The organism is Enterobacter sp. TMH.L2, from assembly GCF_050847315.1.
Lineage (GTDB): Bacteria > Pseudomonadota > Gammaproteobacteria > Enterobacterales > Enterobacteriaceae > Cedecea.
In genome coordinates this window covers 2,062,374-2,085,266 of the sequence record NZ_CP193791.1, presented here as the reverse complement: position 1 = coordinate 2,085,266, position 22,893 = coordinate 2,062,374, and the positions used below count along the sequence as shown (strand labels likewise).

The window sequence follows — 22,893 nt, the reverse complement described above, 5'->3', positions numbered from 1 at the left end:
CAGGTTTCTCCACTAACACGGCTTATTCAGATGAGGCTCTTTTAGTAAATCAGCGCATGAATCCAGGTCATTTTTATGACAGTTTTTTGTCTTAAACACGCATTCGGTGGCTGCTGACTATACTGTCGACTCGCGCAGCTTATTTACTAAAAGAGTTTAACATTATCAGGAGAGCATTATGGCTGTAACTAATGTCGCGGAACTGAACGCCCTCGTAGAGCGCGTAAAGAAAGCCCAGCGTGAATATGCCAACTTTACTCAAGAGCAAGTCGATAAGATTTTCCGTGCTGCCGCCCTGGCCGCTGCCGACGCTCGAATCCCCCTGGCTAAATTAGCCGTCGCTGAATCCGGTATGGGTATCGTCGAAGATAAAGTGATTAAAAACCACTTCGCTTCTGAATATATCTATAACGCTTATAAAGATGAGAAAACCTGCGGTGTGCTGTCTGAAGACGACACCTTCGGTACCATCACGATTGCCGAACCTGTCGGTATCATCTGCGGTATCGTGCCAACCACTAACCCAACTTCAACCGCCATTTTCAAATCGCTGATCAGCCTGAAAACCCGTAACGCGATCATCTTCTCCCCACACCCACGCGCTAAAGATGCAACCAACAAAGCAGCAGACATTGTTCTGCAGGCTGCAATCGCGGCGGGCGCACCAAAAGATCTGATCGGCTGGATTGATCAACCTTCCGTCGAGCTGTCTAACGCCCTGATGCACCACCCGGACATCAACATGATTCTGGCGACCGGTGGCCCTGGCATGGTTAAAGCGGCTTACAGCTCCGGTAAACCGGCTATCGGCGTAGGCGCAGGTAACACACCTGTAGTGGTAGACGAAACTGCCGACGTTAAACGTGCTGTCGCGTCTATTTTGATGTCAAAAACCTTCGACAACGGCGTTATCTGTGCGTCTGAACAGTCCGTCATCGTTGTTGATTCTGTATACAACGCCGTTCGCGAACGTTTCGCCAGCCACGGCGGTTACCTGCTGCAGGGCAAAGAGCTGAAAGCCGTTCAGGACATCATCCTGAAGAATGGCGCGCTTAACGCCGCGATTGTGGGCCAGCCGGCAGCCAAAATTGCAGAACTGGCAGGCTTCACCGTACCAGCAGACACCAAAATCCTGATCGGTGAAGTGTCTGCAGTCGATGAGTCCGAGCCGTTTGCTCATGAAAAACTGTCCCCTACCCTTGCCATGTATCGCGCTAAAAACTTTGAAGACGCGGTAGTAAAAGCGGAGAAACTGGTTGAGATGGGCGGTATCGGCCATACCTCTTGTCTTTATACCGACCAGGACAACCAGCCTGCGCGCGTTAAGTTCTTCGGCGATAAAATGAAGACCGCACGTATCCTGATTAACACTCCGGCTTCTCAGGGGGGTATCGGTGACCTGTATAACTTCAAACTTGCGCCGTCTCTGACGCTGGGTTGTGGTTCATGGGGCGGTAACTCCATCTCCGAAAACGTGGGTCCTAAGCACCTGATCAACAAGAAAACCGTTGCTAAGCGAGCTGAGAACATGCTGTGGCATAAACTTCCGAAATCTATCTACTTCCGCCGTGGCTCTCTGCCAATTGCGCTGGATGAAGTGATTACTGATGGCCACAAACGTGCGCTGATTGTGACCGACCGTTTCCTGTTCAATAATGGCTATGCCGATCAAATCACCTCCGTGCTGAAAGCCGCTGGCGTAGAAACCGAAGTCTTCTTCGAAGTTGAAGCTGACCCTACGCTGACCGTTGTTCGCAAGGGTGCTGAACTGGCAAACTCCTTCAAACCAGACGTGATCATTGCGCTGGGCGGCGGCTCCCCAATGGATGCAGCCAAAATCATGTGGGTCATGTACGAACACCCAGAAACCCACTTCGAAGAACTGGCGCTGCGCTTTATGGATATCCGTAAACGTATCTACAAGTTCCCGAAAATGGGCGTGAAAGCGAAGATGATTGCGGTCACTACCACGTCCGGTACCGGTTCTGAAGTTACACCGTTTGCGGTTGTTACCGACGATGCAACCGGCCAGAAATACCCGCTGGCTGACTACGCGCTGACCCCGGACATGGCAATTGTTGATGCTAACCTGGTGATGGATATGCCTAAGTCGCTCTGCGCCTTTGGTGGTCTGGATGCCGTGACCCACGCGCTAGAAGCTTACGTTTCCGTCCTGGCAAGCGAATTCTCTGACGGCCAGGCTCTGCAGGCACTCAAACTGCTGAAAGAAAACCTGCCAGCTTCCTATAATGAAGGGTCTAAAAATCCGGTTGCACGTGAACGTGTTCACAACGCAGCGACTATCGCCGGTATCGCGTTTGCTAACGCCTTCCTGGGCGTGTGCCACTCCATGGCTCACAAACTGGGTTCTCAGTTCCACATTCCTCACGGTCTGGCGAACGCCCTGCTGATCTCCAACGTTATTCGCTATAACGCGAACGACAACCCAACCAAGCAGACGGCTTTCAGCCAGTACGACCGCCCACAGGCTCGTCGCCGCTACGCTGAAATCGCCGACCATCTGGGTCTGACCGCAGCGGGCGACCGTACCGCGGCTAAGATTGAGAAACTGCTGGCATGGCTGGAATCAATCAAGGCTGAACTGGGTATTCCTAAGTCCATCCGCGAAGCAGGCGTGCAGGAAGCAGACTTCCTGGCCCACGTGGATAAACTGTCCGAAGATGCCTTTGATGACCAGTGCACCGGCGCTAACCCACGCTATCCGCTGATTTCTGAACTGAAACAGATTCTGCTGGATACCTACTACGGCCGTCCGTTTGTTGAAGGTGCTGCGGCTAAAGAAGCGGCACCAGCGGCAAAAGCTGACAAAAAAGCCAAGAAAACGGCTTAATCGGTAGCCCTTAAAATGCAAAACCCGCCCTTTGGCGGGTTTTTTTCTGTCTGAATACGTCACTCAGGCCTGCACAGCATGTTTAATGTAGAAACGTTACAGGAAGTTATGGTCGTTGAATCAGTTGCCCTGAATGGCCTGTAGAGAGCCTTTAAGCAAGGCTTCTTTGTAATGCTTACGGCAGACCGAAACATAGCGCTCATTCCCGCCTATCACCACCTGTTCACCCTCATTATAAGGCCGACCTTCCTGATCGAGACGCAGCACCATACTGGCTTTACGGCCACAGAAACAAATCGTTTTCAGCTCAACCAATTTGTCTGACAGCGCCAGCAGGTACTGACTTCCGCTGAATAACTCCCCGCGAAAATCCGTTCGCAGCCCGTAGCATAAAACAGGAATATCCAGCTCATCGACAACATCAGATAAAGCATAAACCTGCTCTTTAGATAAAAATTGGCTCTCGTCCACCAGAACGCAGTGTATCGGGGCAGATTGCTGTTCTGCGCGGATGTCGGCCAGCAGGTCCGTTGTCGGATTATAAAGCCGGGCCGGGGAAGACAGACCAATACGCGAACTGACCTTACCCACACCAAAGCGATTATCAATTTCGGCGGTGTAGACCAGCGTACGCATCCCTCTTTCCTGGTAATTCCAGGATGACTGAAGTAGCGCCGTCGATTTTCCCGCATTCATTGCTGAGTAGTAAAAATAGAGTTGAGCCATTGCACCCGTTGCCTGAATCAAAAGTGTAAATTATGTTTCGGCGGATTGTACCACACTGTAACGTGCGGTGGATGGCGGATTACCTCGCTAAACATCAAGGTTAATTGTATCCGATATATTAATAAATCACGCTTATACATTGAGTAATAGCGGTACGCCGGATACATGAAACAGCTATGACGGATCGCCGATCCAGACGGGTTATCGCCTCTAATGAAATGCTTCACCTGCTCAATTATTATAAATTGTAAACGACCGCTATCCATCCTATGCCTAAATACCCGCGCTTGATATTTGATGATTAATGCGAAATTTTTATCTTTCCCTCATCATGACAAACCCTTTTGATGGCAGGGTTGTTGTCTAAAAATTGAGTCTTGAAGTGCCATTTCACGTGGTTTAGCGGCCAGGAATTAAGTTAACAGTATTTAAACTGCCACTTATATATCAGCAAATTTTGAATTACTTACATTCACGGCTATTGCAGAACCTAATATAACGCTCTATTATTAGCTCAAACGTCACCCCCCAATAATAAGTTTGAGATTACTACAATGAGCGAAGCAATTAAAATTCTGAACAACATCCGTACTCTTCGTGCCCAGGCAAGAGAATGCACCCTGGAAACTCTGGAAGAGATGCTTGAGAAATTAGAAGTTGTCGTTAACGAACGTCGTGAAGAAGAAAACGCGGCGGCGGCTGAAGTTGAAGAGCGCACTCGTAAACTGCAGCAATACCGTGAAATGCTGATTGCTGACGGCATCGACCCTAACGAACTGCTGAACAGCATTGCTGCTGTTAAATCTGCAGGTAAAGCGAAACGCGCTGCGCGTCCTGCTAAATACCAGTACATCGACGAAAACGGCGAAACTAAAACCTGGACTGGCCAGGGCCGTACGCCAGCAGTTATCAAGAAAGCAATGGATGAGCAAGGTAAGAAACTGGAAGACTTCCTGCTGTAATCCCCTCAGTGCTGCTTATTAAGATCCCGCTCCGGCGGGATTTTTTATTTGTGACGCACTTCATTTTAATGCCCCCGGCATGAACCACTTTAGTAAAACAATCCTATAACAGCTTACGTTTCTTTATTAATGAATCGTATTTAATATCTTTAGATACAATACCTGTCCTTTAGTACAGTTAATTTCTCCCGCTAATCATCAGGTTAAGCCTGACGCAGATTTATCTGGCGTTAAGGTAATCCATTTCTCGGTTGATATACTCCATAAGCGTTATCAACTAAAAATGTGGCGTTACTACATAGAGTTGAATCCTTGCCTGAACAAAGTGGGGAATCCTGCCTGAAGATCTCATGCCGAGAGATTATTGAGTATCCCATACGTTGCATTTATCTCGCTGACGCCGAGACTGGTTCGCCCCACATACGCGCCGTGAAGTATATTACTGCCACTTTTATCGCTCATATTTACACGGCCCATTGTTATCAGCGTTTAGTCGCTCGCTTATCTTTCTGCTTCAGATGCACCCTAATGTTCAAATAACGAACACAACCCTTTACCTTAACCCCTATAAAGGTTTTGTCCGTCGAGCACGGCAGAATATTGCAGGAACACGGCTGAAAAGCCCTGTAGGAGCCTAATAGCGGGGATTTAAAATCTTAGGGGTGGTGCGAAGAAGGAGAACGTGACCGGCAGCGTACAGGCTCTCTGGTGCGCTGTCGTGCCGGTCACGATAAATAACAACAGACGGGCGTTATTTAAACAATATTAATGGAAGCACCGCGGCCGATTGCGTAATAAACAAAACCACGCTTATTCAGTCTTTCTGGATCATAAAGATTACGACCATCGAAGATGACCGGCTGCTTCAGGGATTTCTTCATCAGATCGAAATCCGGAGCCTTAAAGCTCTGCCACTCGGTACAAACCACAAGCGCATCAGCGCCCTGCAGGGCCGCTTCTTTGGTTCCCATCAGCCTTAAATCACTGCGGTGGCCGTAAATACGCTGAGTTTCATCCATGGCTTCTGGATCGAAAGCCTGAATCTCTGCGCCTCTTTCCCACAGTGCCTCAATCAGCACCCGACTGGAGGCTTCACGCATATCGTCTGTATTAGGCTTGAAAGACAGTCCCCAAAGCGCAAAGGTTTTGCCTTTCAGATCCTGGCCAAAGTGGCGGGTCACGAATTCAGGCAGCTTTTGCTTCTGAGCATAGTTAACCTCTTCGACCGCCTGCAGAATTTTTGGCGTGTAGCCAATCTGCTCTGCGGTGCGAATCAGCGCCTGAACATCTTTCGGGAAGCAGGAGCCACCGTAGCCGCAGCCTGGATAGATGAAACTGTAGCCAATCCGGGAATCAGACCCGATACCCATTCGCACTTTCTCGATGTCAGCCCCGAGACGTTCGGCCAGGTTAGCAATCTCGTTCATGAAGCTGATTTTGGTCGCCAGCATGCAGTTAGCGGCGTATTTAGTCAGCTCGGCGCTGCGGATATCCATCAGAATCATGCGATCGTGATTACGGTTGAACGGCTCGTACAGCTCACGAAGCAGGTCAATAACCTCTTCGTTATCCGTCCCGATGACGATACGCTCAGGGCGCATGCAGTCGGTAACCGCGGCACCTTCTTTCAGGAACTCGGGGTTAGAAACCACATCAAAGTTAATCTCCAGACCGCGAGATTTCAGGGTTTCTTCCATCACCGCACGGACTTTGTCTGCCGTGCCAACGGGTACCGTTGACTTGTCGATGACGACTTTATGTGAATCCATGTACTGCGCAATGGTACGCGCAACGGAAGTCACGTATTTCAGGTCAGCGGAACCGTCTTCATCCGGCGGAGTCCCCACGGCGATATAGTGCATTTCGCCATGGTTGACGCCCTCTTCAGCATTGGTGCTGAACTGCAGGCGCCCTTCTTCATAATTTTTCTTCACCAACGGCGCAAGGCCTGGCTCAAAGATAGGGATTTCACCTTTTTTCAGGTTTTCCACTTTCTTTGCGTCTACGTCGATGCACATGACGTCATGCCCAACATCAGCGAGCACGGCGGCCTGGACTAAACCAACGTAGCCAATACCAAATACGGTAACTTTCATCTTACCATCCTGCGTTGAATTAACTTATTTCTTCGCGCCAACGGTGGCTTCAAGCCAGGTTTTAAAGTCTGCACCCAGCGTGTTATGACGAATACCGTACTCAACAAACGCCTGCATATAGCCCAGCTTGTTGCCGCAGTCGTGGCTCACGCCTTTCATGTGGTAGGCTTCAACGGTCTCTTTTTCCATCAGCATGGCGATAGAATCGGTGAGCTGAATTTCATCCCCGGCACCTGGAGGGGTTTTCGCCAGCAGCGGCCAGATATCCGCGCTCAGCACATAGCGTCCGACAACGGCCAGATTGGATGGCGCAACGTCAGCTTTAGGTTTCTCAACAATCCCGACCATTGGCACGCTGTCGCCCGCAGAAAGCGCAGCGCCTTTGCAGTCAACCACGCCATAAGCGGTTACATCCGCAACAGGTTCAACCATGATTTGGCTGTGTCCGGTTTCGTCAAAGCGGCGGATCATTTCGGCCAGGTTGTCCTGAGAAAGGTCGGATTCGAACTCATCCAGAATCACGTCCGGCAGGATCACCGCAACCGGCTCATCACCGACGACAGGATGCGCGCACATCACGGCGTGGCCCAGCCCTTTCGCCAGCCCCTGACGTACCTGCATAATGGTGACGTGCGGCGGGCAAATAGACTGCACTTCTTCCAGAAGCTGACGCTTAACGCGCTTCTCAAGCATGGCTTCCAGTTCAAAACTGGTGTCGAAGTGGTTCTCGATGGAATTTTTAGAAGAGTGGGTAACCAGCACAATCTCGGTAATACCGGCAGCGATACACTCATTAACGACATACTGAATCAGCGGTTTATCAACCAGCGGCAGCATCTCTTTTGGAATTGCCTTTGTTGCCGGCAACATACGCGTTCCCAACCCCGCAACCGGGATAACAGCTTTTCTTACTTTAGAATTAATGGCAGCCATTGAAAAAACCTCCAGGACTGTTCAAGTTTCACACTTGTCGTCAATTTAAAAACGCGGTTGAGTATATCAGCTTAAAAACGAAAACCGCCCCCCGTTTACTCCGGCAGCGGCTAATTTAAGACAAATACGATTAGGTTGGTCGCGATATTACCACCGCCCGAGTTCCAGGAAAAAAGCTAAATGTAATCAGTTGTTCCGTTGTTTATTCTGCAGACAACATCAGCCGTAAACGCCCACCGGAGCCCCACACCTGGCATTGCCAGGCTTCGCACCGCTGGCTGATTTGATTGAGGTAGGCATTGCCCAGCGTCCCCAACGGCACGCCGTTGCTGACCTGGATTTGGTGCTCGCCGGTATTTAATGTGGCATTAAGCCCGGCGGAGACCAGAATGAGGTTTTTTAATCCGCTGTGATAATAACCCACAATGAGCGGAAATTGTCCGTTCAGGTTTGCCTGACGCAATAGTTGATTGACCTGTTTTAGTAAATTACCCAGTTCAGGTAAACGCTGGCCCTGATGCGAAAGTTGTTCCTGTAATAATCCGTTGAATAACGCTCTGAGCAACAGCGCGGCTAATACACCGTTATCGCCAGCACGGGTAACGTCTAAACAATAAAAAGCCAGATCATTATCTGAAAGTGGCGCAATATCGAGCACCAGACCAGGCTGATCGACGGCAATTAACTGGCGATAATTTATTCGGCAGCGCGACATAACCTGCTGGACCGGCGGCTGCAGTTCTTGCAGCAGCTTGGATGCAGCCTGAGGATCCCGTGCCAGCGCATCCCAATCCTGAAACAGCCGCTCTTCCTCTTCTACCCGGGAATTAAACATTGTGGGGTAGATACAGGACAATACGGTCTCTTTTAATCGATTAAGATCTTTAATGGGTTTCAGCAACACATCCTGCACACCGAGCCGTAAAGCCTGGGCTATGTCAGACATATTTTCCGTCGCTGAAATAACTAAAATGGGCGTTTGATTACCTTCGTTACGGATATGCTCCACCAGTTCAAGACCATTCATTCGTGGCATCGCCAGGTCACAAATCAGCAGATCCGGCGTAAATTGCCCCAGCTTCTCAAGCGCATCCATGCCGTCCCAGGCAAGCAGCGTGCCCGCGCCAAGCGACGTCAAATAGCTGTCCAGCAGAGAGCGGAAAACGGGCTCGTCTTCAACAATGAGGATCTGCTTTCCTTCCAGCGGGTAACTCATGCGCTTTCCTCTGCCTGGCAATATTTCAATAGTGGCACGGTATCGCAACGAGCGCCTGTCAGAAACGGGTTAAGTATTAACTTAATCATGAGTACGAACCAGCGGCAGTAGCTCATCCATTTTTTTCTCAACCGCAAGGTAGCCTGCCGCGATAGCTTCGGACGCACGATGAAAGTCGAGGGTGGAAATTTGCGGGCAAAAGGGCTGCAGAAGAATATCGGGAGGATCGCCCGCCATGCGGTTACGCTTGAGGCGGTTTTCCAGCACCTGAATCGAGGTCGTCATAATTTCCATCGCCGTCGGCGTAACAGTGGCCCGGCGGTGGGTCATTTTTCCCAAACGCTCCCGTAAACGACTGCGCCAGGACGCAGGCTGCGCCAGATTCTCCTCCCCGGCAGGCGTCATATTCACCGACAGCAGATCCTGCTGCATCAGGTGCGCATCGTGCTGCAAGTCGACCGCAATGACGATATCCGCCCCCAGCGCACGAGTGAGCGAGATCGGCACCGGATTGACAATTGCGCCATCCACCAGCCAGTAACCGTTGTGTGCAACGGGAGACAGCAGCCCCGGCATGCTGCAGGAAGCGCGAATAGCCTGATGGAGGTCGCCGTCGGTAAACCACAGCTCTCGCCCGGTACTCAGGTTGGTGGCCACGGCACCAAATCTCATGCCACAGCCCTCAATAGCGGTTTCTGGAATGATTTTGCGAATATTGTTAAACACGCGTTCACCGCGGAGCAGCCCGCCGCGACGCCAGGAAAGATCCATCAGACGCAGGACATCCCAGTAGCTGAATGATCGCACCCATCGCTCCATCACCGGCAACCGCTGGCTGGCATAGGCGGCACCGACCAGCGCGCCGACGGAACACCCTGCCACGATATCAATCTGAATCCCTGCTTTTTTTAACGCATTGATAACGCCAATGTGCGCCCATCCTTTGGCCGCACCCGACCCTAATGCCAGGCCGATCTTTACCTGTCTCATCACGCCTCGGTCAATCTTCCCCGGTAATCACTCCGTGACGCCAACGCCACCGCTCAGTTAACATAAGTGCTGCCGTCGTATTATTGGCGTCGTTTATTTTTTCCTGGAGATATTATGTTGCAACTTTGTCCCTGTGGCAGCGGTTTGGAGTATAGCTTATGTTGCCAGCCTTACCTAAGCGCGGCCCAGCATCCGCAACGCCCGTCACAGCTTATGCGCTCTCGTTACACCGCTTTTGTGAAGCAGGATGCGGATTATCTTGTTGCAAGCTGGCATGAGAGCTGCCGCCGTCCGTCGTTAAAATCAGAAATATCCAGCGGCTTCGGCGACACGGAATGGCTCGGCCTGACGATATATGAAGAAGCCGAAGGCAAAGATGTCAACGAAGGATTTGTCAGCTTTGTGGCCCGTTTTCAGGAAAACGGCAAGCAAAGCGCGATAATCGAACGCTCTCGTTTCGTCAGGGAAAGCGGTCAATGGTACTATATCGACGGCCTCCGCCCGCAGTTCGGTCGTAATGACCCCTGCCCTTGCGGTTCTGGAAAAAAATATAAAAAATGCTGCGGATGATAGCCTTCGCCGCATAACAGCATTATTGTTTCGCAAACACCGTTCAACAGGATTTATCTCTTCATGCAGGCATTACAACGTAAAGTTCTCCGCACAATCTGCCCCGATCAGAAGGGTCTCATCGCGCGAATCACTAACATTTGCTACAAACACGAACTCAATATTGTTCAGAACAACGAATTTGTCGATCATCGTACCGGCCGCTTCTTTATGCGTACCGAGCTTGAAGGCATTTTTAACGACACCACGCTGATGGCCGACCTGGACAGCGCGCTGCCGGAAGGCTCAATTCGTGAATTGACGCCTGCGGGCCGCCGTCGCATTGTTATTCTGGTCACCAAAGAAGCCCATTGCCTCGGCGATTTGCTGATGAAATCCACCTATGGCGGCCTGGACGTAGAAATCGCTGCCGTCATCGGCAATCACGAAACCCTACGTACCTTAGTGGAGCGTTTCGACATTCCGTTCCAGTTAGTCAGCCACGAAGGGATGACGCGCGAAGAGCACGACATGCAAATGGCCGATGCTATCGAAGCACATAAACCAGACTACGTCGTGCTGGCCAAATACATGCGCGTATTGACGCCTGAGTTTGTCGCCCGCTTCCCGAACCAGATAATCAACATCCACCACTCGTTCCTGCCGGCGTTTATCGGCGCACGCCCTTACCACCAGGCCTACGAACGCGGCGTGAAGATTATCGGCGCCACCGCGCATTATGTTAATGATAATCTGGACGAAGGCCCGATCATCATGCAGGACGTGATCCACGTCGATCACACCTACACCGCCGACGATATGATGCGTGCCGGGCGTGACGTTGAGAAAAATGTGCTAAGCCGGGCGCTCTACGAAGTGCTGGCCCAGCGAGTCTTCGTTTACGGCAACCGTACGATTATTCTCTAATCACTCAGAAAATGAATTGGTTAGCTTTGCGGCGCTCAGCGTAAAAAAACGGCAAACGATTCATTTTCCTCAAGTGAATGCTTTACAGCGGCGCTTCATTTGATATGATGCGCCCCGCTTCCACAGCGAAGCAGGCCAGTAACAAGCATTACCCCGTGGTGGGGTTCCCGAGCGGCCAAAGGGAGCAGACTGTAAATCTGCCGTCATCGACTTCGAAGGTTCGAATCCTTCCCCCACCACCATATCAAAATTCAAAGCATTAACCCCTGGCGGGGTTCCCGAGCGGCCAAAGGGAGCAGACTGTAAATCTGCCGTCATCGACTTCGAAGGTTCGAATCCTTCCCCCGCCACCATCTTCCAGAACAAATCCCAACTTCAGAACTCGCACAATCATCCAGATTCCCGTTGGGGAAGGACGAGAAGCTTCGATTAAGGTTCGACTCACGCCAGTGAGAACGCACCTGTGCGGTCATCCTTCCCCCGCCACCATCTTCCAGAATAAATCCCAACTTCAGAACTTGCACAATCATCCAGATTCCCGTTGGGGAAGGACGAGAAGCTTCGATTAAGGTTCGACTCACGTCAGTGAGAACGCACCTGTGCGGTCATCCTTCCCCCGCCTCCCTATTCCTGGCACTCGGGCTAATACTCTTATAAAACGCCTTTCGCTGTTGTTCTCTAAGAATAAAAAAGGCGAGCCAAACTCAGGCCCGCCGGTTGCACAGCCCTATTACATCACTGCATTTATGACAAAGAAACCGACCGCGGTCATTAACAGTGAACCCAGTACGTGAGCGAAAACGGACGCCATCGCCCAGGCATAATTTCCCCCCTGCAGCAGCGAAAACAGCTCAACAGAGAACGTTGAAAAAGTACTCATGCCGCCGCACAGGCCGTTGGTAATCAACAACTTCCAGCCGGGATCGAGCTGCGGCTGACGCAGAAAGAAAGCCATTGCGCCACCGATAATCAACCCGGCCAACAGGTTGACCGCCAGCGTACCGAGGGGCAAATGAGGGAAAAGGCCATTCAGACGTAACGCAAGGAGCCAGCGAATAACACACCCAGCCGAGCCGCCAACAATAACTGCAAACAGTGGTTTAACCATATTTCCCTCAAAAAGATCTAAACGATACGGTGTTGTTAAATAAGAACTTTGCTTTTAGCTTTTATGAATAAAAGCGCTACGTCCGGCAAAATGTGCATCTGCGCCTAGCGCCTGTTCAATTCGCATCAACTGATTATATTTTTCTACCCTTTCGCCCCGACAAGGCGCGCCGGTTTTCAGGTGCCCCGCACGCAGGGCAACCGTCATGTCCGCAATAAAGCTGTCCGTCGTTTCACCGCTGCGGTGCGAAATAAACGTTCCCCAGCCGTGCTGCTGGCAAAGTGCCACCGCGTCGAAGGTTTCGCTCAGGGTGCCTATCTGGTTCAGCTTGATCAGCGCCGCGTTAGCCAGGTTCTCTTCTATGCCACGTCGGATGTATTTCACGTTAGTCACGAAGAGATCGTCGCCCACCAGCTCGACCCTGTTGCCCAATTTTTGGTTCAGGTGCTTCCAGCCTGCCCAGTCATTCTCGGCCAGCCCATCTTCAAGCAGCACAATAGGAAACTGGCCCAGCAGATCGGCATAATAGCCCGTCATCTCTTCGGCGCTAAGCGTGCTTTTTTCCGTTCTTAGGTGGTATTTACCCTCGGTATAGAATTCGCTGGAAGCGGGATCGATACAGATGCTGATATCTTCCCCTGGCCGGTAGCCCGCTTTCTCAATCGCCTGCACGATAAACTGCAAAGGTTGTTTATTAGAGGACACCGCCGGGGCAAATCCGCCTTCATCACCCACGGCTGTAGAAAGATTGTTATCCAGCAGGATCTGGCGAAGCGCCTGGTAGACTTCGCTCCCCTGGCGCACGGCTTCGGTCAGGCTGGCCGCACCATGTGGCGCAATCATAAACTCCTGAAAATCCGCTCCCTGCCCCCGGGCATGCACCCCGCCGTTAACAATATTCATGCAGGGAACCGGCAGCAGGTTCGCCCTCAGCCCACCGAGATAGCGAAACAGCGGCTGGCCGGTTACCTGAGCTGCAAGCCGCGCGACGGCCAAAGAAACACCGAGAATGGCGTTAGACCCCAACCGTGCCTTGTTTTCCGTGCCGTCCAGCGCCAGCAGAATATCATCCACCCGCCGCTGTTCACGGGCATCAACGCCCACAAGTGCCTGATGAATCTCGGTATTGATCGAATGCACTGCGTTCTGCACCCCCTTACCGTTGTAGCGCTGTTTATCGCCATCCCGTCGCTCTATGGCCTCCCTTGAACCCGTGCTGGCACCGGACGGAACCGAGGCCCGGGCCATAACCCCCTCTGTGGTATAAGCATCAACTTCAACGGTTGGGTTCCCACGAGAATCCAAAATTTCACGAGCAACTATTTTATCCAGCGTAAAATTCATGGTGATTACCTCATTGTTTGCCATCGATATGTTTAATCAGCACGTCAACATTCAGATGATTAACGTATTCCATCGAGTCAGAAGCGATCTGCCCCAGCCAGCGGTTGCGGTGCCCGGCCAGCACCAGGTCCACATCCAGTGAAGAAATGCATTTTTCAACGTCTTCAAATCGGTTCAACGTCACCAGCTCCCGCGTTTTTACCGGCACGTTGACCGAGCGCACCAGCTCGCTAAACAACGCTTTCGCCTGAATCAGGTCGGCAGAAACGTTGTCATCCATTCGCGCATCGGAGACGTAATTCATCTCCCGGTAGTCTTCGCTGATGTGGACGAGGGTGATTTGGACGGGCAGCGCCCCGGCAAGGCGAGCGGCATGTTGAATCAGCACCTGTCCGTCGGTCTTGCCCTGAATAAGTACGAGAACGTGGGAGTAGAGGTTCATAGCGGGCTCCTTGCGGGATTGAGCTGGCTTTGCAGCCAGGGGAGAAGCTGTTTTTTGCGACTCATCATGCCCGGCATCACGCAGGGCTGCGCCCCAGGCATCAATGAAGAGGTGGAGAAATAGAGTTCAGATGCACAAGCATTAATATCGGTCACCATCAACACGACAAGATCGACATCGGCGTCGGCCGCATGCAGATTCATTTCTTCCAGCAGAGCATCCAGTTGAGGAGCAAGTTGCGTTAGAGAGTAGAGTTCCAGCTGCGCAATTTTTAGCCGAACACCGTTGATGTCAAAACGCTTGAGATCTTTGTGCAGCAGCTCCCTCGCGCTCAGCCCGGCCACAGAGGTCTTAGCCGTGAGCAGGTCGGCAATAAACTCTTCATAATCGATACCGATGCGCCCGGCCAGCTCATCCGCCGCCAGCCTATCCTCAGGTGTGGTCGTGGGCGAACGCAGCGCGACGGTGTCACTGAGCAGCGCGCCCAGGAGCAAAATAGCCTCGCTGGCAGAGATCCCGGCCCGAAGTCGGGCGTCCATAAGCTGCCAGATCACCGTGGCCGTGCTGCCTACGGGTTTGATGCACACCTCCGGCGGCAACCGGGTAATCAGCCCGCCCAAACGGTGATGATCGATGATCCCAACAATATTGCCGGTGATAAGCGAGTCTGGCCCTTGCCCCGGCTCGTTAAAATCCACCAGCCAGATGTCTTTGTTGCTCAGAGAAGACGAGAGAAGCCCGGGCAGAGGAAGAGCGGCACGGGAGAAAATTAGTTCAGTTTCACGGTTAACCTCGCCGCAGCGCCACGCCTGTGCCGTGCGGCCCCGCAGCGTTAACCAGCGAGCAACCATCACGGCGCTGCAAACGGCATCGCTGTCGGGATGAAGGTGACCAATAACATGTATCATGGCTCGAGCCCCGTTAAGGGAAGCATGCAGAGCCGGTGGGTAAACGTTGACCAGCCTGACATGCCTCTTGGATTAAAAGAGTCATACCAGGCGTCATCAGCCTCTGAACGAGGCGGTTGGGGGAAGGTGGAACGCCATCACCTTGCGAAGTATTCTGAACCCTTCCTCTCAGGGTTTCAAGCGGGTTTTACGGTTTCAAGCGCTGGCCCTGCTCATCCACAACCGGCTCGCCGTCCTCTTTACTGAACGCGCCCTGCTGCGCTTCAGGCAGGATATCCAGCACGCGTTCCGAAGGGCGGCAAAGTCTCGTCCCCCGCTCAGTCACCATAATCGGGCGGTTAATTAGCAGCGGGTACTGCACCATCAACTCAATGAGTTGCTCCTCGCTGAATTGCCCTTTCTCCAGCCCTAAAACTTCATAAGGCTCAACGTTTTTGCGCAGCAGTTCACGGGCGCTGATTGCCATGAAGAAATAGCGTTCCTGCTAAAAACATGTTCACTCCCACTTCAGTAAAACAACGCCATCATATTTGAAAAAACGAATTTGTTAAGTTAAATTTTTTTACTGGCAAAGCGCCATAGCCCCACTCGCCTCGATGCGTTTCAAACGCTCCAGCACTTCATGGCCCTGGCTTTGCCAGGCCTGCTCAATGACCGCCGCCGCCCACGCGGGCATGTGGGGTGAAAGGCGATAATAAACCCATTTCCCCTCTCTTCTGTCCTGCAGCAAACCGCCCTCGCGCAGCATCGCCAAATGCCGGGAGACCTTAGGCTGCGGCAGGTCCAGCACAGCAGTTAGTTCGCAGACGCAAAGCTCGCTTTTCGCTCTTAGCAGCAGAGTGATAGCCAGCCGGGTTTCTTCCGACAAATGTTTAAAAAGCTGTAAAGGCGTCAGGGCAGTCATGGTGAGATCTCTTGAATAGACGCTGCCATAGTAAAGCTCACGGCGTTAAAGTCAACTTTCATATCCGAAAAAACGAATTTGTTTATTGTGTAAAAAGCCCGGCATATACCGGGCTTGTGATCGTTCATGCAGACTAGCGGCGAGCGCGAACAATCTGGTATTTGCGTGTCAGGTATTCCACCGGCGCGCTCCAGATATGCACGAGGCGCGAGAACGGGAACAGCAGGAACAGCGTCATGCCCAGCACCAGATGAACGCGGAAAATAAACGCCACGCCGTCGAGGTAGTCAGATGCGCCACCGCGGAAGGTGACCACGTGCTGCGCCCAGTTCACCAGCTTCATCATTTCGCTGCCGTCCATATGCTGGGCGGAGAACGGAATAGTGCCGAGGCCCAGCGCACACTGGAGCATCAGCAGGCTAAGGATCAGGATATCGGCCCCAGTGGTGGTGGCGCGCACGCGTGGGCTGAACAGGCGACGCTTCAGCAGCAGCAGGCCGCCCACCAGCGTCATCACGCCGCTGGCTCCCCCGGCAAACATGGCCATTTTCTGTTTAATTTCTAGCGGCAAAAACGCCTCGTACATCCAGTGCGGCGTCAGCATGCCAAGGAAGTGCCCGGCAAAGATCCCAAGAATACCGAAATGAAACAGGTTTGAGGCCAGGTTCATGCCCTTGCGATCCAGCATCTGGCTGGACGCTGCGCGCCAGGTGTACTGCCCGTAGTCATAGCGCAGCCAGCTGCCAATCAGGAACACGGCACCGCAAAGGTACGGGTAGATATCAAAGAAGAAGACGTTGAGAAAATGCATTATTTCCCTCCTGCTATATTCAGGTACTGCGGAGCCACCGCCCCGGCAAAACGGCGCTGGTGTGCGGTAATGTCGGTCTCTCCGCAGCTGTCATCAGCCATGAATTTCACCTGCTCCTCTTCCCACACCGCATCCAGCGCCTGAGGCGTGTCGTCGCGCGCTTCGTTGGCAATTTGCTGGCGGACCGTTTCGACGCTGACGTCGCTTTCAGCCAGAGCAATCAGCAGGTCGAAGAGTAGCGCATAGTCGCTCTCACGCTGTTTCAGACGCGCGCTGAGCAAAGCCAGGATCGGCGCGATGTCCTGCAGCCCGCCCTGCGTTTCTGCCCGCGTGCGCTGGGACAGGTATTCCAGATAAAGCGGCAGATGGTCCGGCAGCTCGCGGCTGTCAATTTCCAGCCCGGCCTGTTGATACTGGTTCATCAGGTTAACCATCGCCTGGCCCCGATCGCGCGATTCACCGTGAACGTGCTCGAAGAGCAACAGCGAAGTGGCTCTGCCCCGGTCGAATAGCTCGCTGTAGCTGGATTGCGCGTCCAGCAGCTCCCGCTGGCAGAGTGAGTCGATAAACCCATCCAGACTGGCGCGCTGCATTTTCGTCAATGTCTCGCTTTGGGCCAGCGCCTCATGCAGCTCCTGATGATGCTGCCACAGGGCTGCATCCGGGTACTCCAGCAGGCGGGAGATAATCAGTAGTTCAATCATGGATGCGGCTCCGTTTTGCTCGAGACGTCGATAGCGTCAATCCGACGGCTGTTAAACAGATTGAATTTGGTGTCGCTGCCGTGACAGCCGTCGCCAAAGCTAAAGCCGCAGCCGCTGTGCTCAGGGAAAGAGTTCTCAGCCAGTTCGCGATGGCTGGTCGGCACCACAAAACGATCTTCGTAGTTAGCGATAGCCAGGTAGCGGTACATCTCCTGCGCCTGAGCTTCGGTTAGCCCCACCTCTTCCAGCGCGCGCGTGTCGATCACGCCTTCAACAGTTTCAGCACGTTTGTAGTGACGCATCGCCATCATGCGCTTCAGTGCCCGCAGCACCGGCGCGGTGTCCCCGGCGGTCAGCAGGTTGGCCAGGTACTCCACCGGAATACGCAGGCTTTCGACATCAGGCAGAATACCGGTGTGCGGCAGCTGGCCCGCATCGCTCGCGGATTGAATCGGCGACAGCGGCGGCACGTACCAGACCATCGGCAGAGTGCGATATTCCGGGTGCAGCGGCAGAGCCAGCTTCCAGTCCATCGCCATTTTGTACACCGGCGACTGCTGAGCCGCCGTAATCACTCCCTGCGGGATACCGTCTTTCAGCGCTTGCGCAATGACCGCCGGATCGTTCGGATCCAGGAATACGTCCAGCTGGCGCTGATACAGATCTTTCTCGTTTTCCGTGCTGGCCGCCTGCTCAATCGCATCGGCGTCATACAGCAGCACGCCGAGGTAGCGAATACGTCCTACGCAGGTTTCTGAGCAGACCGTCGGCATCCCCGCTTCAATGCGCGGGTAGCAGAAGATGCACTTCTCGGACTTTCCGCTTTTCCAGTTGAAGTAGATTTTTTTGTACGGGCAGCCGGTGATGCACATCCGCCAGCCGCGGCATTTATCCTGATCAATCAGCACAATGCCGTCTTCTTCGCGCTTGTAGATGGCCCCGCTCGGACAGGTGGCGACGCAGGCCGGGTTCAGGCAGTGCTCGCACAGGCGCGGCAGGTACATCATGAAGGTGTTTTCGAACTGGCCGTACATCGCCTTTTGCATATTGACGAAGTTCTGGTCCTGCGCGCGTTTTTCAAATTCGCCGCCAAGCAGCTCTTCCCAGTTCGGGCCAGCTTCGATTTTGTTCATCCGCTGGCCGGTAATCAGCGAGCGAGGCCGGGCCACGGGCTGCGCTTTGCTGCCCTCCGGCGCGGTGTGCAGGTTCTGGTAGTCGTAGTCAAACGGCTCGTAATAATCATCGATCCCCGGTAAATGCGGGTTAGCGAAGATTTTACCCAGCAGCATCGCGCGGTTGCCCATGCGGGGCTGCAGCTTGCCGTTGATTTTACGGATCCAGCCCCCCTTCCATTTGTCCTGGTTTTCCCAGTCGTTTGGGTAGCCCAGGCCAGGCTTGGTTTCCACGTTGTTAAACCACGCGTATTCCGTTCCTTCGCGGCTGGTCCAGACGTTTTTGCAGGTTACCGAGCAGGTATGGCAGCCGATGCATTTGTCCAGATTCAGCACCATGCCAATTTGTGAACGAATTTTCATTTTACGCTCTCCTGTACCTGGTCATTGCCTTCGCCGTCTAACCAGTTAATCTCTTTCATTTTGCGAACCACCACGAACTCATCGCGGTTAGAGCCGACCGTGCCGTAATAGTTAAAGCTGTAGGCCAGCTGGGCGTAGCCGCCAATCATGTGGGTTGGCTTCAGCGTGATGCGGGTCACCGAGTTATGAATGCCGCCGCGCTGGCCGGTGATTTCAGAGCCCGGCAGGTTCATGATGCGTTCCTGCGCGTGGTACATCATCGTCATCCCGGCCGGAACGCGCTGGCTCACTACCGCGCGCGCCGTCAGCGCCCCGTTTTTGTTAAACACTTCAACCCAGTCGTTATCGGCGATGCCGATTTCTTTGGCGTCTGCTTCACACAGCCAGATAATTGGCCCCCCGCGCCCCAGCGTCAGCATCAACAGGTTGTCGCTGTAGGTGGAGTGGATGCCCCACTTCTGATGCGGGGTCAGGAAGTTAAGCGCTTTTTCCGGGTTGCCGTTAGACTTGTGGCCCATCATGCCGTCCACGGAACGGGTATCAATCGGCGGACGGTACACCACGAGGCTCTCGCCAAAGTCGCGCATCCACTGGTGATCCTGATAAAGCTGCTGGCGCCCAGACAGGGTGCGCCACGGGATCAGCTCGTGCACGTTGGTGTAACCTGCGTTATAAGAGACATGTTCGTCCTCCAGGCCGGACCAGGTCGGGCTGGAGATAATTTTTCGCGGCTGAACCTGAATGTCGCGGAAGCGAATCTTCTCTTCTTCTTTCGGCAATGCGAGGTGCGTGTGATCGCGACCGGTAAATTCACCGAGCGCGGCCCAGGCTTTCACCGCCACCTGGCCGTTGGTTTCCGGCGCCAGGCTGAGCACAACCTCGGCGGCATCAATGGCCGTGTTGATCATAGGCTGACCTTTCGCCGGGCCGTCGGTCTTCACGTAGTTGAGCTTGCGCAGGAACTCGACTTCTTTTTCGGTATTCCAGCTAATGCCTTTCCCGCCGTTGCCCATTTTCTCCAACAGCGGTCCGACGGAGGTAAAGCGTTCGTACGTCGCCGGATAGTCGCGTTCAACGGCAATAATGTGCGGCGCGGTTTTGCCTGGGATCAGGTCACATTCGCCTTTCTTCCAGTCCATCACGCCATACGGCTGAGCCAGTTCGGCGGCCGAGTCGTGCTGAATCGGCAGCGTCACAACATCGGTCTCTTTACCGAGGTGGCCAACGCAAACTTCGGAGAACTTCTTCGCGATGCTTTTGTAGATTTCCCAGTCGCTTTTCGATTCCCAGCAAGGATCCACGGCGGCGGAGAACGGGTGAATAAACGGATGCATATCCGAAGTGTTCAGATCTTCTTTCTCATACCAGGTGGCGGTCGGCAGCACAATGTCGGAATACAGGCAGGTGCTAGACAGGCGGAAGTCCAGGGTGACCACCAGATCCAGCTTGCCGTCCAGGCCGTTATCGACCCATTCCACCTCCTCCGGCATCAGCCCGCCTTCCTGGCCGAGATCTTTCCCCTGAATGCCGTGCTCGGTGCCCAGCAGGTATTTGAGCATAAATTCATGCCCCTTCCCGGAAGAGCCCAGCAGGTTCGAACGCCAGATAAACATGTTGCGCGGGTGGTTATAGCCGGAGTCCGGCTGCTCCGCCGCAAAGCGGATGCCGCCGGATTTAAGTTGTTCAACGGTGTAATCCACCGGAGACATTCCGGCCTCTTTCGCCCGGTCAGCAATGCGCAGCGGGTTAGTGCCAAGCTGCGGTGCAGACGGCAGCCAGCCCATGCGTTCGGCGCGCACGTTGAAGTCGATCAGGTGGCCGGTGTAGCGGGACTTATCCGCCAGCGGCGACAGGAACTCATCCGCCGTCACCGTCTCATAGCGCCACTGGCTGGAGTGGTTATAGAAGTAGGAGGTGCTGTTCATGTGGCGCGGCGGGCGCTGCCAGTCGAGGGCAAACGCCAGCGGCATCCAGCCGGTCTGCGGACGCAGTTTTTCCTGACCGACGTAGTGGCCCCAGCCGCCGCCGCTCTGCCCGATGCTGCCGCAGAAGATCAGCATATTGATAAGCCCACGGTAGGCCATATCCATATGGAACCAGTGGTTCACGCCTGCGCCAACGATAATCATCGAGCGGCCGTGGGTTTTGTCCGCGTTATCCGCGAACTCACGGGCAATGCGCACGATATCCTGGCGAGGCACACCGGTGATCTGCTCGGCCCAGGCTGGTGTATAAGCCTTCATTTCATCGTAGCTGCTGGCGCAGTTATCATCGTTCAGGCCGCGATCCAGGCCGTAGTTAGCCAGGGTGAGATCGTAGACCGTTGCCACCAGCACGCTTGAGCCGTCCGCCAGCTGCAGGCGTTTAACCGGCAGCTTATGCAGCAGTACGTCTTTCAGTTTGACGTTGTCGAAATGCTCGGTGCTCTCACCGCCAAAGTACGGGAACCCCACCTCGGCAACTTCATCGTGGCTGCCCAGCAGGCTCAGGCGCAGCGCGGTTTCTTCCCCGGTGCTGCCGTTACGCTGCTCGAGGTTCCACTTGCCTTTTTCACCCCAGCGGAAGCCAATGGATCCGTTAGGTGCAACCAGCTCGCCGGACTGATCAGCCAGCGCCACGGTTTTCCACTGCGGATTATTTTCCTGGCCGAGACTGTCGACCAGGTCTGCCGCACGCAGCAAATTCGCCGGGACATAGAAGCCGTCACGGGCTTCCAGCGTCACTAGCATCGGCATATCGGTGTAGCGACGAACGTAGTCGGTGAAGTACTGGCTTGGTTTGTCGAGATGGAATTCCCGCAGCATAACGTGGCCCATTGCCATCGCCATCGCGGCATCCGTCCCCTGCTTCGGCGCCAGCCACTGGTCGCACAGCTTGGAGATTTCCGCATAGTCCGGCGTGACGGCAACCGTTTTGGTGCCTTTGTAGCGGACTTCGGTGAAGAAGTGGGCGTCCGGAGTACGCGTCTGCGGGACGTTAGAGCCCCAGGCGATGATGTAACCGGCGTTGTACCAGTCCGCGGACTCCGGTACGTCAGTCTGCTCGCCCCAGGTTTGCGGAGACGCTGGCGGCAGGTCGCAGTACCAGTCGTAGAAGCTCATGCAGGTGCCGCCGATAAGCGACAGATAGCGGGTGCCTGCGGCGTAAGAAACCATCGACATGGCCGGGATCGGCGAGAAGCCGGTGATGCGGTCCGGGCCGTAGGTTTTTGCGGTATAGACGTTCGCCGCCGCGATCAGCTCGTTAACCTCTTCCCAGGTCGAACGAACAAATCCCCCGCGGCCACGCGCCTGTTTGTAACTTTTGGCTTTGTCGGGATCGTTAATGATCGATGCCCATGCTTCAACCGGATCGTTATGCTGCGTTTTCGCTTCGCGCCACAGCTTGATCAGACGTTTACGCATCTGCGGGTACTTCAGACGGTTGGCGCTGTAGAGATACCATGAGTAGCTTGCCCCGCGCGGGCAGCCGCGAGGTTCGTGGTTTGGCATATCCGGACGGGTACGCGGGTAGTCCGTTTGCTGGGTTTCCCAGGTCACCAGGCCGCTTTTGACATAAATCTTCCAGCTGCAGGAGCCGGTACAGTTCACGCCGTGCGTGGAGCGCACCACTTTGTCATGCTGCCAGCGCTGGCGATACCCTTCTTCCCAGTCGCGATTGGTATCGAGTAGCTGGCCGTGTCCATTGGCGAAGGTTTCTCCCTTCTGCCTGAAATAACGAAACCGGTCGAGGAACTTGCTCATCGGGATACTCCTGATGTGGAGCCTGGTGGCTCTTCTGGTGAAATCGACATTGCTTGATGCCCGAGACGGTAACGCCTCGAAAGCTGGGGATTTTTGATAACGATCAACTGCTTCTGGTGTGGTTTTTGGGCGCCCGGCGGCCAC

The 22,893-nt window shown here is 53.9% G+C and carries 18 protein-coding genes, 2 tRNA genes, 1 pseudogene and 1 riboswitch; of the genes and pseudogenes, 6 read left to right on the top strand and 15 right to left on the bottom strand.

Annotated features, from left to right (window positions below; genetic code table 11):
- The first annotated feature begins 178 nt into the window (after window positions 1-178).
- Window positions 179-2,851, top strand: a complete 2,673-nt coding sequence (gene adhE, locus ACREYP_RS10115; protein ID WP_008454246.1) for a bifunctional acetaldehyde-CoA/alcohol dehydrogenase — start codon at window positions 179-181, stop codon at window positions 2,849-2,851.
- 120 nt (window positions 2,852-2,971) lie between these two features.
- Here adhE and tdk read toward each other — a convergent pair whose 3' ends face one another.
- On the bottom strand, window positions 2,972-3,577 hold the full coding sequence (gene tdk, locus ACREYP_RS10110) for a thymidine kinase (RefSeq protein WP_039303730.1): 606 nt from the start codon (window positions 3,575-3,577) through the stop codon (window positions 2,972-2,974).
- A 554-nt stretch (window positions 3,578-4,131) separates the two neighbouring features.
- Between tdk and hns the strand changes: the two genes are divergently transcribed.
- The gene (gene hns, locus ACREYP_RS10105; RefSeq protein ID WP_336818174.1) at window positions 4,132-4,539 is read left to right on the top strand and encodes a histone-like nucleoid-structuring protein H-NS; all 408 of its coding nucleotides are present in this window, start codon (window positions 4,132-4,134) and stop codon (window positions 4,537-4,539) included.
- Window positions 4,540-5,294: 755 nt separating this feature from the next.
- On the opposite strand, the gene ACREYP_RS10100 is transcribed toward hns, so the two are convergent.
- From ACREYP_RS10100 to rssA, 4 genes are all read right to left on the bottom strand, one after another.
- The gene (locus ACREYP_RS10100) at window positions 5,295-6,635 is read right to left on the bottom strand and encodes a UDP-glucose dehydrogenase family protein (protein ID WP_336709742.1); all 1,341 of its coding nucleotides are present in this window, start codon (window positions 6,633-6,635) and stop codon (window positions 5,295-5,297) included.
- 24 nt (window positions 6,636-6,659) lie between these two features.
- Window positions 6,660-7,568: a UTP--glucose-1-phosphate uridylyltransferase GalU gene (galU, locus tag ACREYP_RS10095; RefSeq protein ID WP_008454237.1), complete on the bottom strand. Its 909-nt coding sequence runs from the start codon at window positions 7,566-7,568 to the stop codon at window positions 6,660-6,662.
- Window positions 7,569-7,770: 202 nt separating this feature from the next.
- Window positions 7,771-8,784: a two-component system response regulator RssB gene (gene rssB, locus ACREYP_RS10090; RefSeq protein WP_008454235.1), complete on the bottom strand. Its 1,014-nt coding sequence runs from the start codon at window positions 8,782-8,784 to the stop codon at window positions 7,771-7,773.
- An 81-nt stretch (window positions 8,785-8,865) separates the two neighbouring features.
- Window positions 8,866-9,774, bottom strand: coding sequence for a patatin-like phospholipase RssA (rssA, locus tag ACREYP_RS10085; RefSeq protein ID WP_008454233.1), 909 nt, complete (start codon window positions 9,772-9,774; stop codon window positions 8,866-8,868).
- A 114-nt stretch (window positions 9,775-9,888) separates the two neighbouring features.
- Between rssA and ACREYP_RS10080 the strand changes: the two genes are divergently transcribed.
- From ACREYP_RS10080 to ACREYP_RS10065, 4 genes are all read left to right on the top strand, one after another.
- Window positions 9,889-10,344 (top strand): YchJ family metal-binding protein, encoded by a 456-nt coding sequence (locus ACREYP_RS10080; RefSeq protein WP_166992025.1) that lies wholly within the window; start codon window positions 9,889-9,891, stop codon window positions 10,342-10,344.
- Window positions 10,345-10,407: 63 nt separating this feature from the next.
- Window positions 10,408-11,250, top strand: a complete 843-nt coding sequence (gene purU / locus ACREYP_RS10075) for a formyltetrahydrofolate deformylase (RefSeq protein WP_008454230.1) — start codon at window positions 10,408-10,410, stop codon at window positions 11,248-11,250.
- A 157-nt stretch (window positions 11,251-11,407) separates the two neighbouring features.
- Window positions 11,408-11,492, top strand: a tRNA-Tyr gene (locus ACREYP_RS10070).
- Window positions 11,493-11,518: 26 nt separating this feature from the next.
- A tRNA-Tyr gene (locus ACREYP_RS10065) sits at window positions 11,519-11,603 on the top strand.
- A gap of 377 nt (window positions 11,604-11,980) precedes the next feature.
- On the opposite strand, the gene crcB is transcribed toward ACREYP_RS10065, so the two are convergent.
- From crcB to ACREYP_RS10015, 10 genes and pseudogenes are all read right to left on the bottom strand, one after another.
- On the bottom strand, window positions 11,981-12,358 hold the full coding sequence (gene crcB / locus ACREYP_RS10060; protein WP_336818173.1) for a fluoride efflux transporter CrcB: 378 nt from the start codon (window positions 12,356-12,358) through the stop codon (window positions 11,981-11,983).
- 54 nt (window positions 12,359-12,412) lie between these two features.
- On the bottom strand, window positions 12,413-13,702 hold the full coding sequence (gene eno, locus ACREYP_RS10055; RefSeq protein WP_498881326.1) for a phosphopyruvate hydratase: 1,290 nt from the start codon (window positions 13,700-13,702) through the stop codon (window positions 12,413-12,415).
- Between the two features lie 10 nt (window positions 13,703-13,712).
- Window positions 13,713-14,144, bottom strand: coding sequence for a universal stress protein (locus tag ACREYP_RS10050; RefSeq protein WP_008454225.1), 432 nt, complete (start codon window positions 14,142-14,144; stop codon window positions 13,713-13,715).
- Window positions 14,141-15,052, bottom strand: a complete 912-nt coding sequence (locus ACREYP_RS10045) for a DHH family phosphoesterase (protein ID WP_008454223.1) — start codon at window positions 15,050-15,052, stop codon at window positions 14,141-14,143. The genes ACREYP_RS10050 and ACREYP_RS10045 overlap by 4 nt, the downstream gene beginning before the upstream one ends.
- Before the next feature lie 80 nt (window positions 15,053-15,132).
- Window positions 15,133-15,203: riboswitch (Fluoride riboswitch) on the bottom strand.
- A gap of 36 nt (window positions 15,204-15,239) precedes the next feature.
- A pseudogene (locus ACREYP_RS10040) lies at window positions 15,240-15,518 on the bottom strand (ArsC/Spx/MgsR family protein); the annotation flags it as partial.
- Window positions 15,519-15,614: 96 nt separating this feature from the next.
- On the bottom strand, window positions 15,615-15,956 hold the full coding sequence (locus tag ACREYP_RS10035) for a metalloregulator ArsR/SmtB family transcription factor (protein ID WP_008454220.1): 342 nt from the start codon (window positions 15,954-15,956) through the stop codon (window positions 15,615-15,617).
- A gap of 133 nt (window positions 15,957-16,089) precedes the next feature.
- A complete protein-coding gene (narI, locus tag ACREYP_RS10030; RefSeq protein WP_008454218.1) occupies window positions 16,090-16,767 on the bottom strand; it encodes a respiratory nitrate reductase subunit gamma in 678 nt (225 codons plus the stop codon).
- The gene (gene narJ, locus ACREYP_RS10025) at window positions 16,767-17,471 is read right to left on the bottom strand and encodes a nitrate reductase molybdenum cofactor assembly chaperone (RefSeq protein WP_336818169.1); all 705 of its coding nucleotides are present in this window, start codon (window positions 17,469-17,471) and stop codon (window positions 16,767-16,769) included. The genes narI and narJ overlap by 1 nt, the downstream gene beginning before the upstream one ends.
- The gene (gene narH, locus ACREYP_RS10020) at window positions 17,468-19,006 is read right to left on the bottom strand and encodes a nitrate reductase subunit beta (protein WP_008454215.1); all 1,539 of its coding nucleotides are present in this window, start codon (window positions 19,004-19,006) and stop codon (window positions 17,468-17,470) included. The genes narJ and narH overlap by 4 nt, the downstream gene beginning before the upstream one ends.
- Window positions 19,003-22,749, bottom strand: coding sequence for a nitrate reductase subunit alpha (locus tag ACREYP_RS10015; protein WP_336818168.1), 3,747 nt, complete (start codon window positions 22,747-22,749; stop codon window positions 19,003-19,005). The genes narH and ACREYP_RS10015 overlap by 4 nt, the downstream gene beginning before the upstream one ends.
- Window positions 22,750-22,893 lie beyond the last annotated feature (144 nt).

What these genes read in the sequence shown, in the direction of transcription:
- galU (WP_008454237.1), bottom strand. Translation starts at nt 7,568, where the DNA reads ATGGCTGCCATTAATTCTAAAGTAAGAAAAGCTGTTATCCCGGTTGCG.
- narI (WP_008454218.1), bottom strand. Translation starts at nt 16,767, where the DNA reads ATGCATTTTCTCAACGTCTTCTTCTTTGATATCTACCCGTACCTTTGC.
- ACREYP_RS10080 (WP_166992025.1), top strand. Translation starts at nt 9,889, where the DNA reads ATGTTGCAACTTTGTCCCTGTGGCAGCGGTTTGGAGTATAGCTTATGT.
- adhE (WP_008454246.1), top strand. Translation starts at nt 179, where the DNA reads ATGGCTGTAACTAATGTCGCGGAACTGAACGCCCTCGTAGAGCGCGTA.
- crcB (WP_336818173.1), bottom strand. Translation starts at nt 12,358, where the DNA reads ATGGTTAAACCACTGTTTGCAGTTATTGTTGGCGGCTCGGCTGGGTGT.
- ACREYP_RS10050 (WP_008454225.1), bottom strand. Translation starts at nt 14,144, where the DNA reads ATGAACCTCTACTCCCACGTTCTCGTACTTATTCAGGGCAAGACCGAC.
- narJ (WP_336818169.1), bottom strand. Translation starts at nt 17,471, where the DNA reads ATGATTGAACTACTGATTATCTCCCGCCTGCTGGAGTACCCGGATGCA.
- narH (WP_008454215.1), bottom strand. Translation starts at nt 19,006, where the DNA reads ATGAAAATTCGTTCACAAATTGGCATGGTGCTGAATCTGGACAAATGC.
- ACREYP_RS10035 (WP_008454220.1), bottom strand. Translation starts at nt 15,956, where the DNA reads ATGACTGCCCTGACGCCTTTACAGCTTTTTAAACATTTGTCGGAAGAA.
- ACREYP_RS10045 (WP_008454223.1), bottom strand. Translation starts at nt 15,052, where the DNA reads ATGATACATGTTATTGGTCACCTTCATCCCGACAGCGATGCCGTTTGC.
- hns (WP_336818174.1), top strand. Translation starts at nt 4,132, where the DNA reads ATGAGCGAAGCAATTAAAATTCTGAACAACATCCGTACTCTTCGTGCC.
- tdk (WP_039303730.1), bottom strand. Translation starts at nt 3,577, where the DNA reads ATGGCTCAACTCTATTTTTACTACTCAGCAATGAATGCGGGAAAATCG.
- rssB (WP_008454235.1), bottom strand. Translation starts at nt 8,784, where the DNA reads ATGAGTTACCCGCTGGAAGGAAAGCAGATCCTCATTGTTGAAGACGAG.
- ACREYP_RS10015 (WP_336818168.1), bottom strand. Translation starts at nt 22,749, where the DNA reads ATGAGCAAGTTCCTCGACCGGTTTCGTTATTTCAGGCAGAAGGGAGAA.
- purU (WP_008454230.1), top strand. Translation starts at nt 10,408, where the DNA reads ATGCAGGCATTACAACGTAAAGTTCTCCGCACAATCTGCCCCGATCAG.
- eno (WP_498881326.1), bottom strand. Translation starts at nt 13,702, where the DNA reads ATGAATTTTACGCTGGATAAAATAGTTGCTCGTGAAATTTTGGATTCT.
- rssA (WP_008454233.1), bottom strand. Translation starts at nt 9,774, where the DNA reads ATGAGACAGGTAAAGATCGGCCTGGCATTAGGGTCGGGTGCGGCCAAA.
- ACREYP_RS10100 (WP_336709742.1), bottom strand. Translation starts at nt 6,635, where the DNA reads ATGAAAGTTACCGTATTTGGTATTGGCTACGTTGGTTTAGTCCAGGCC.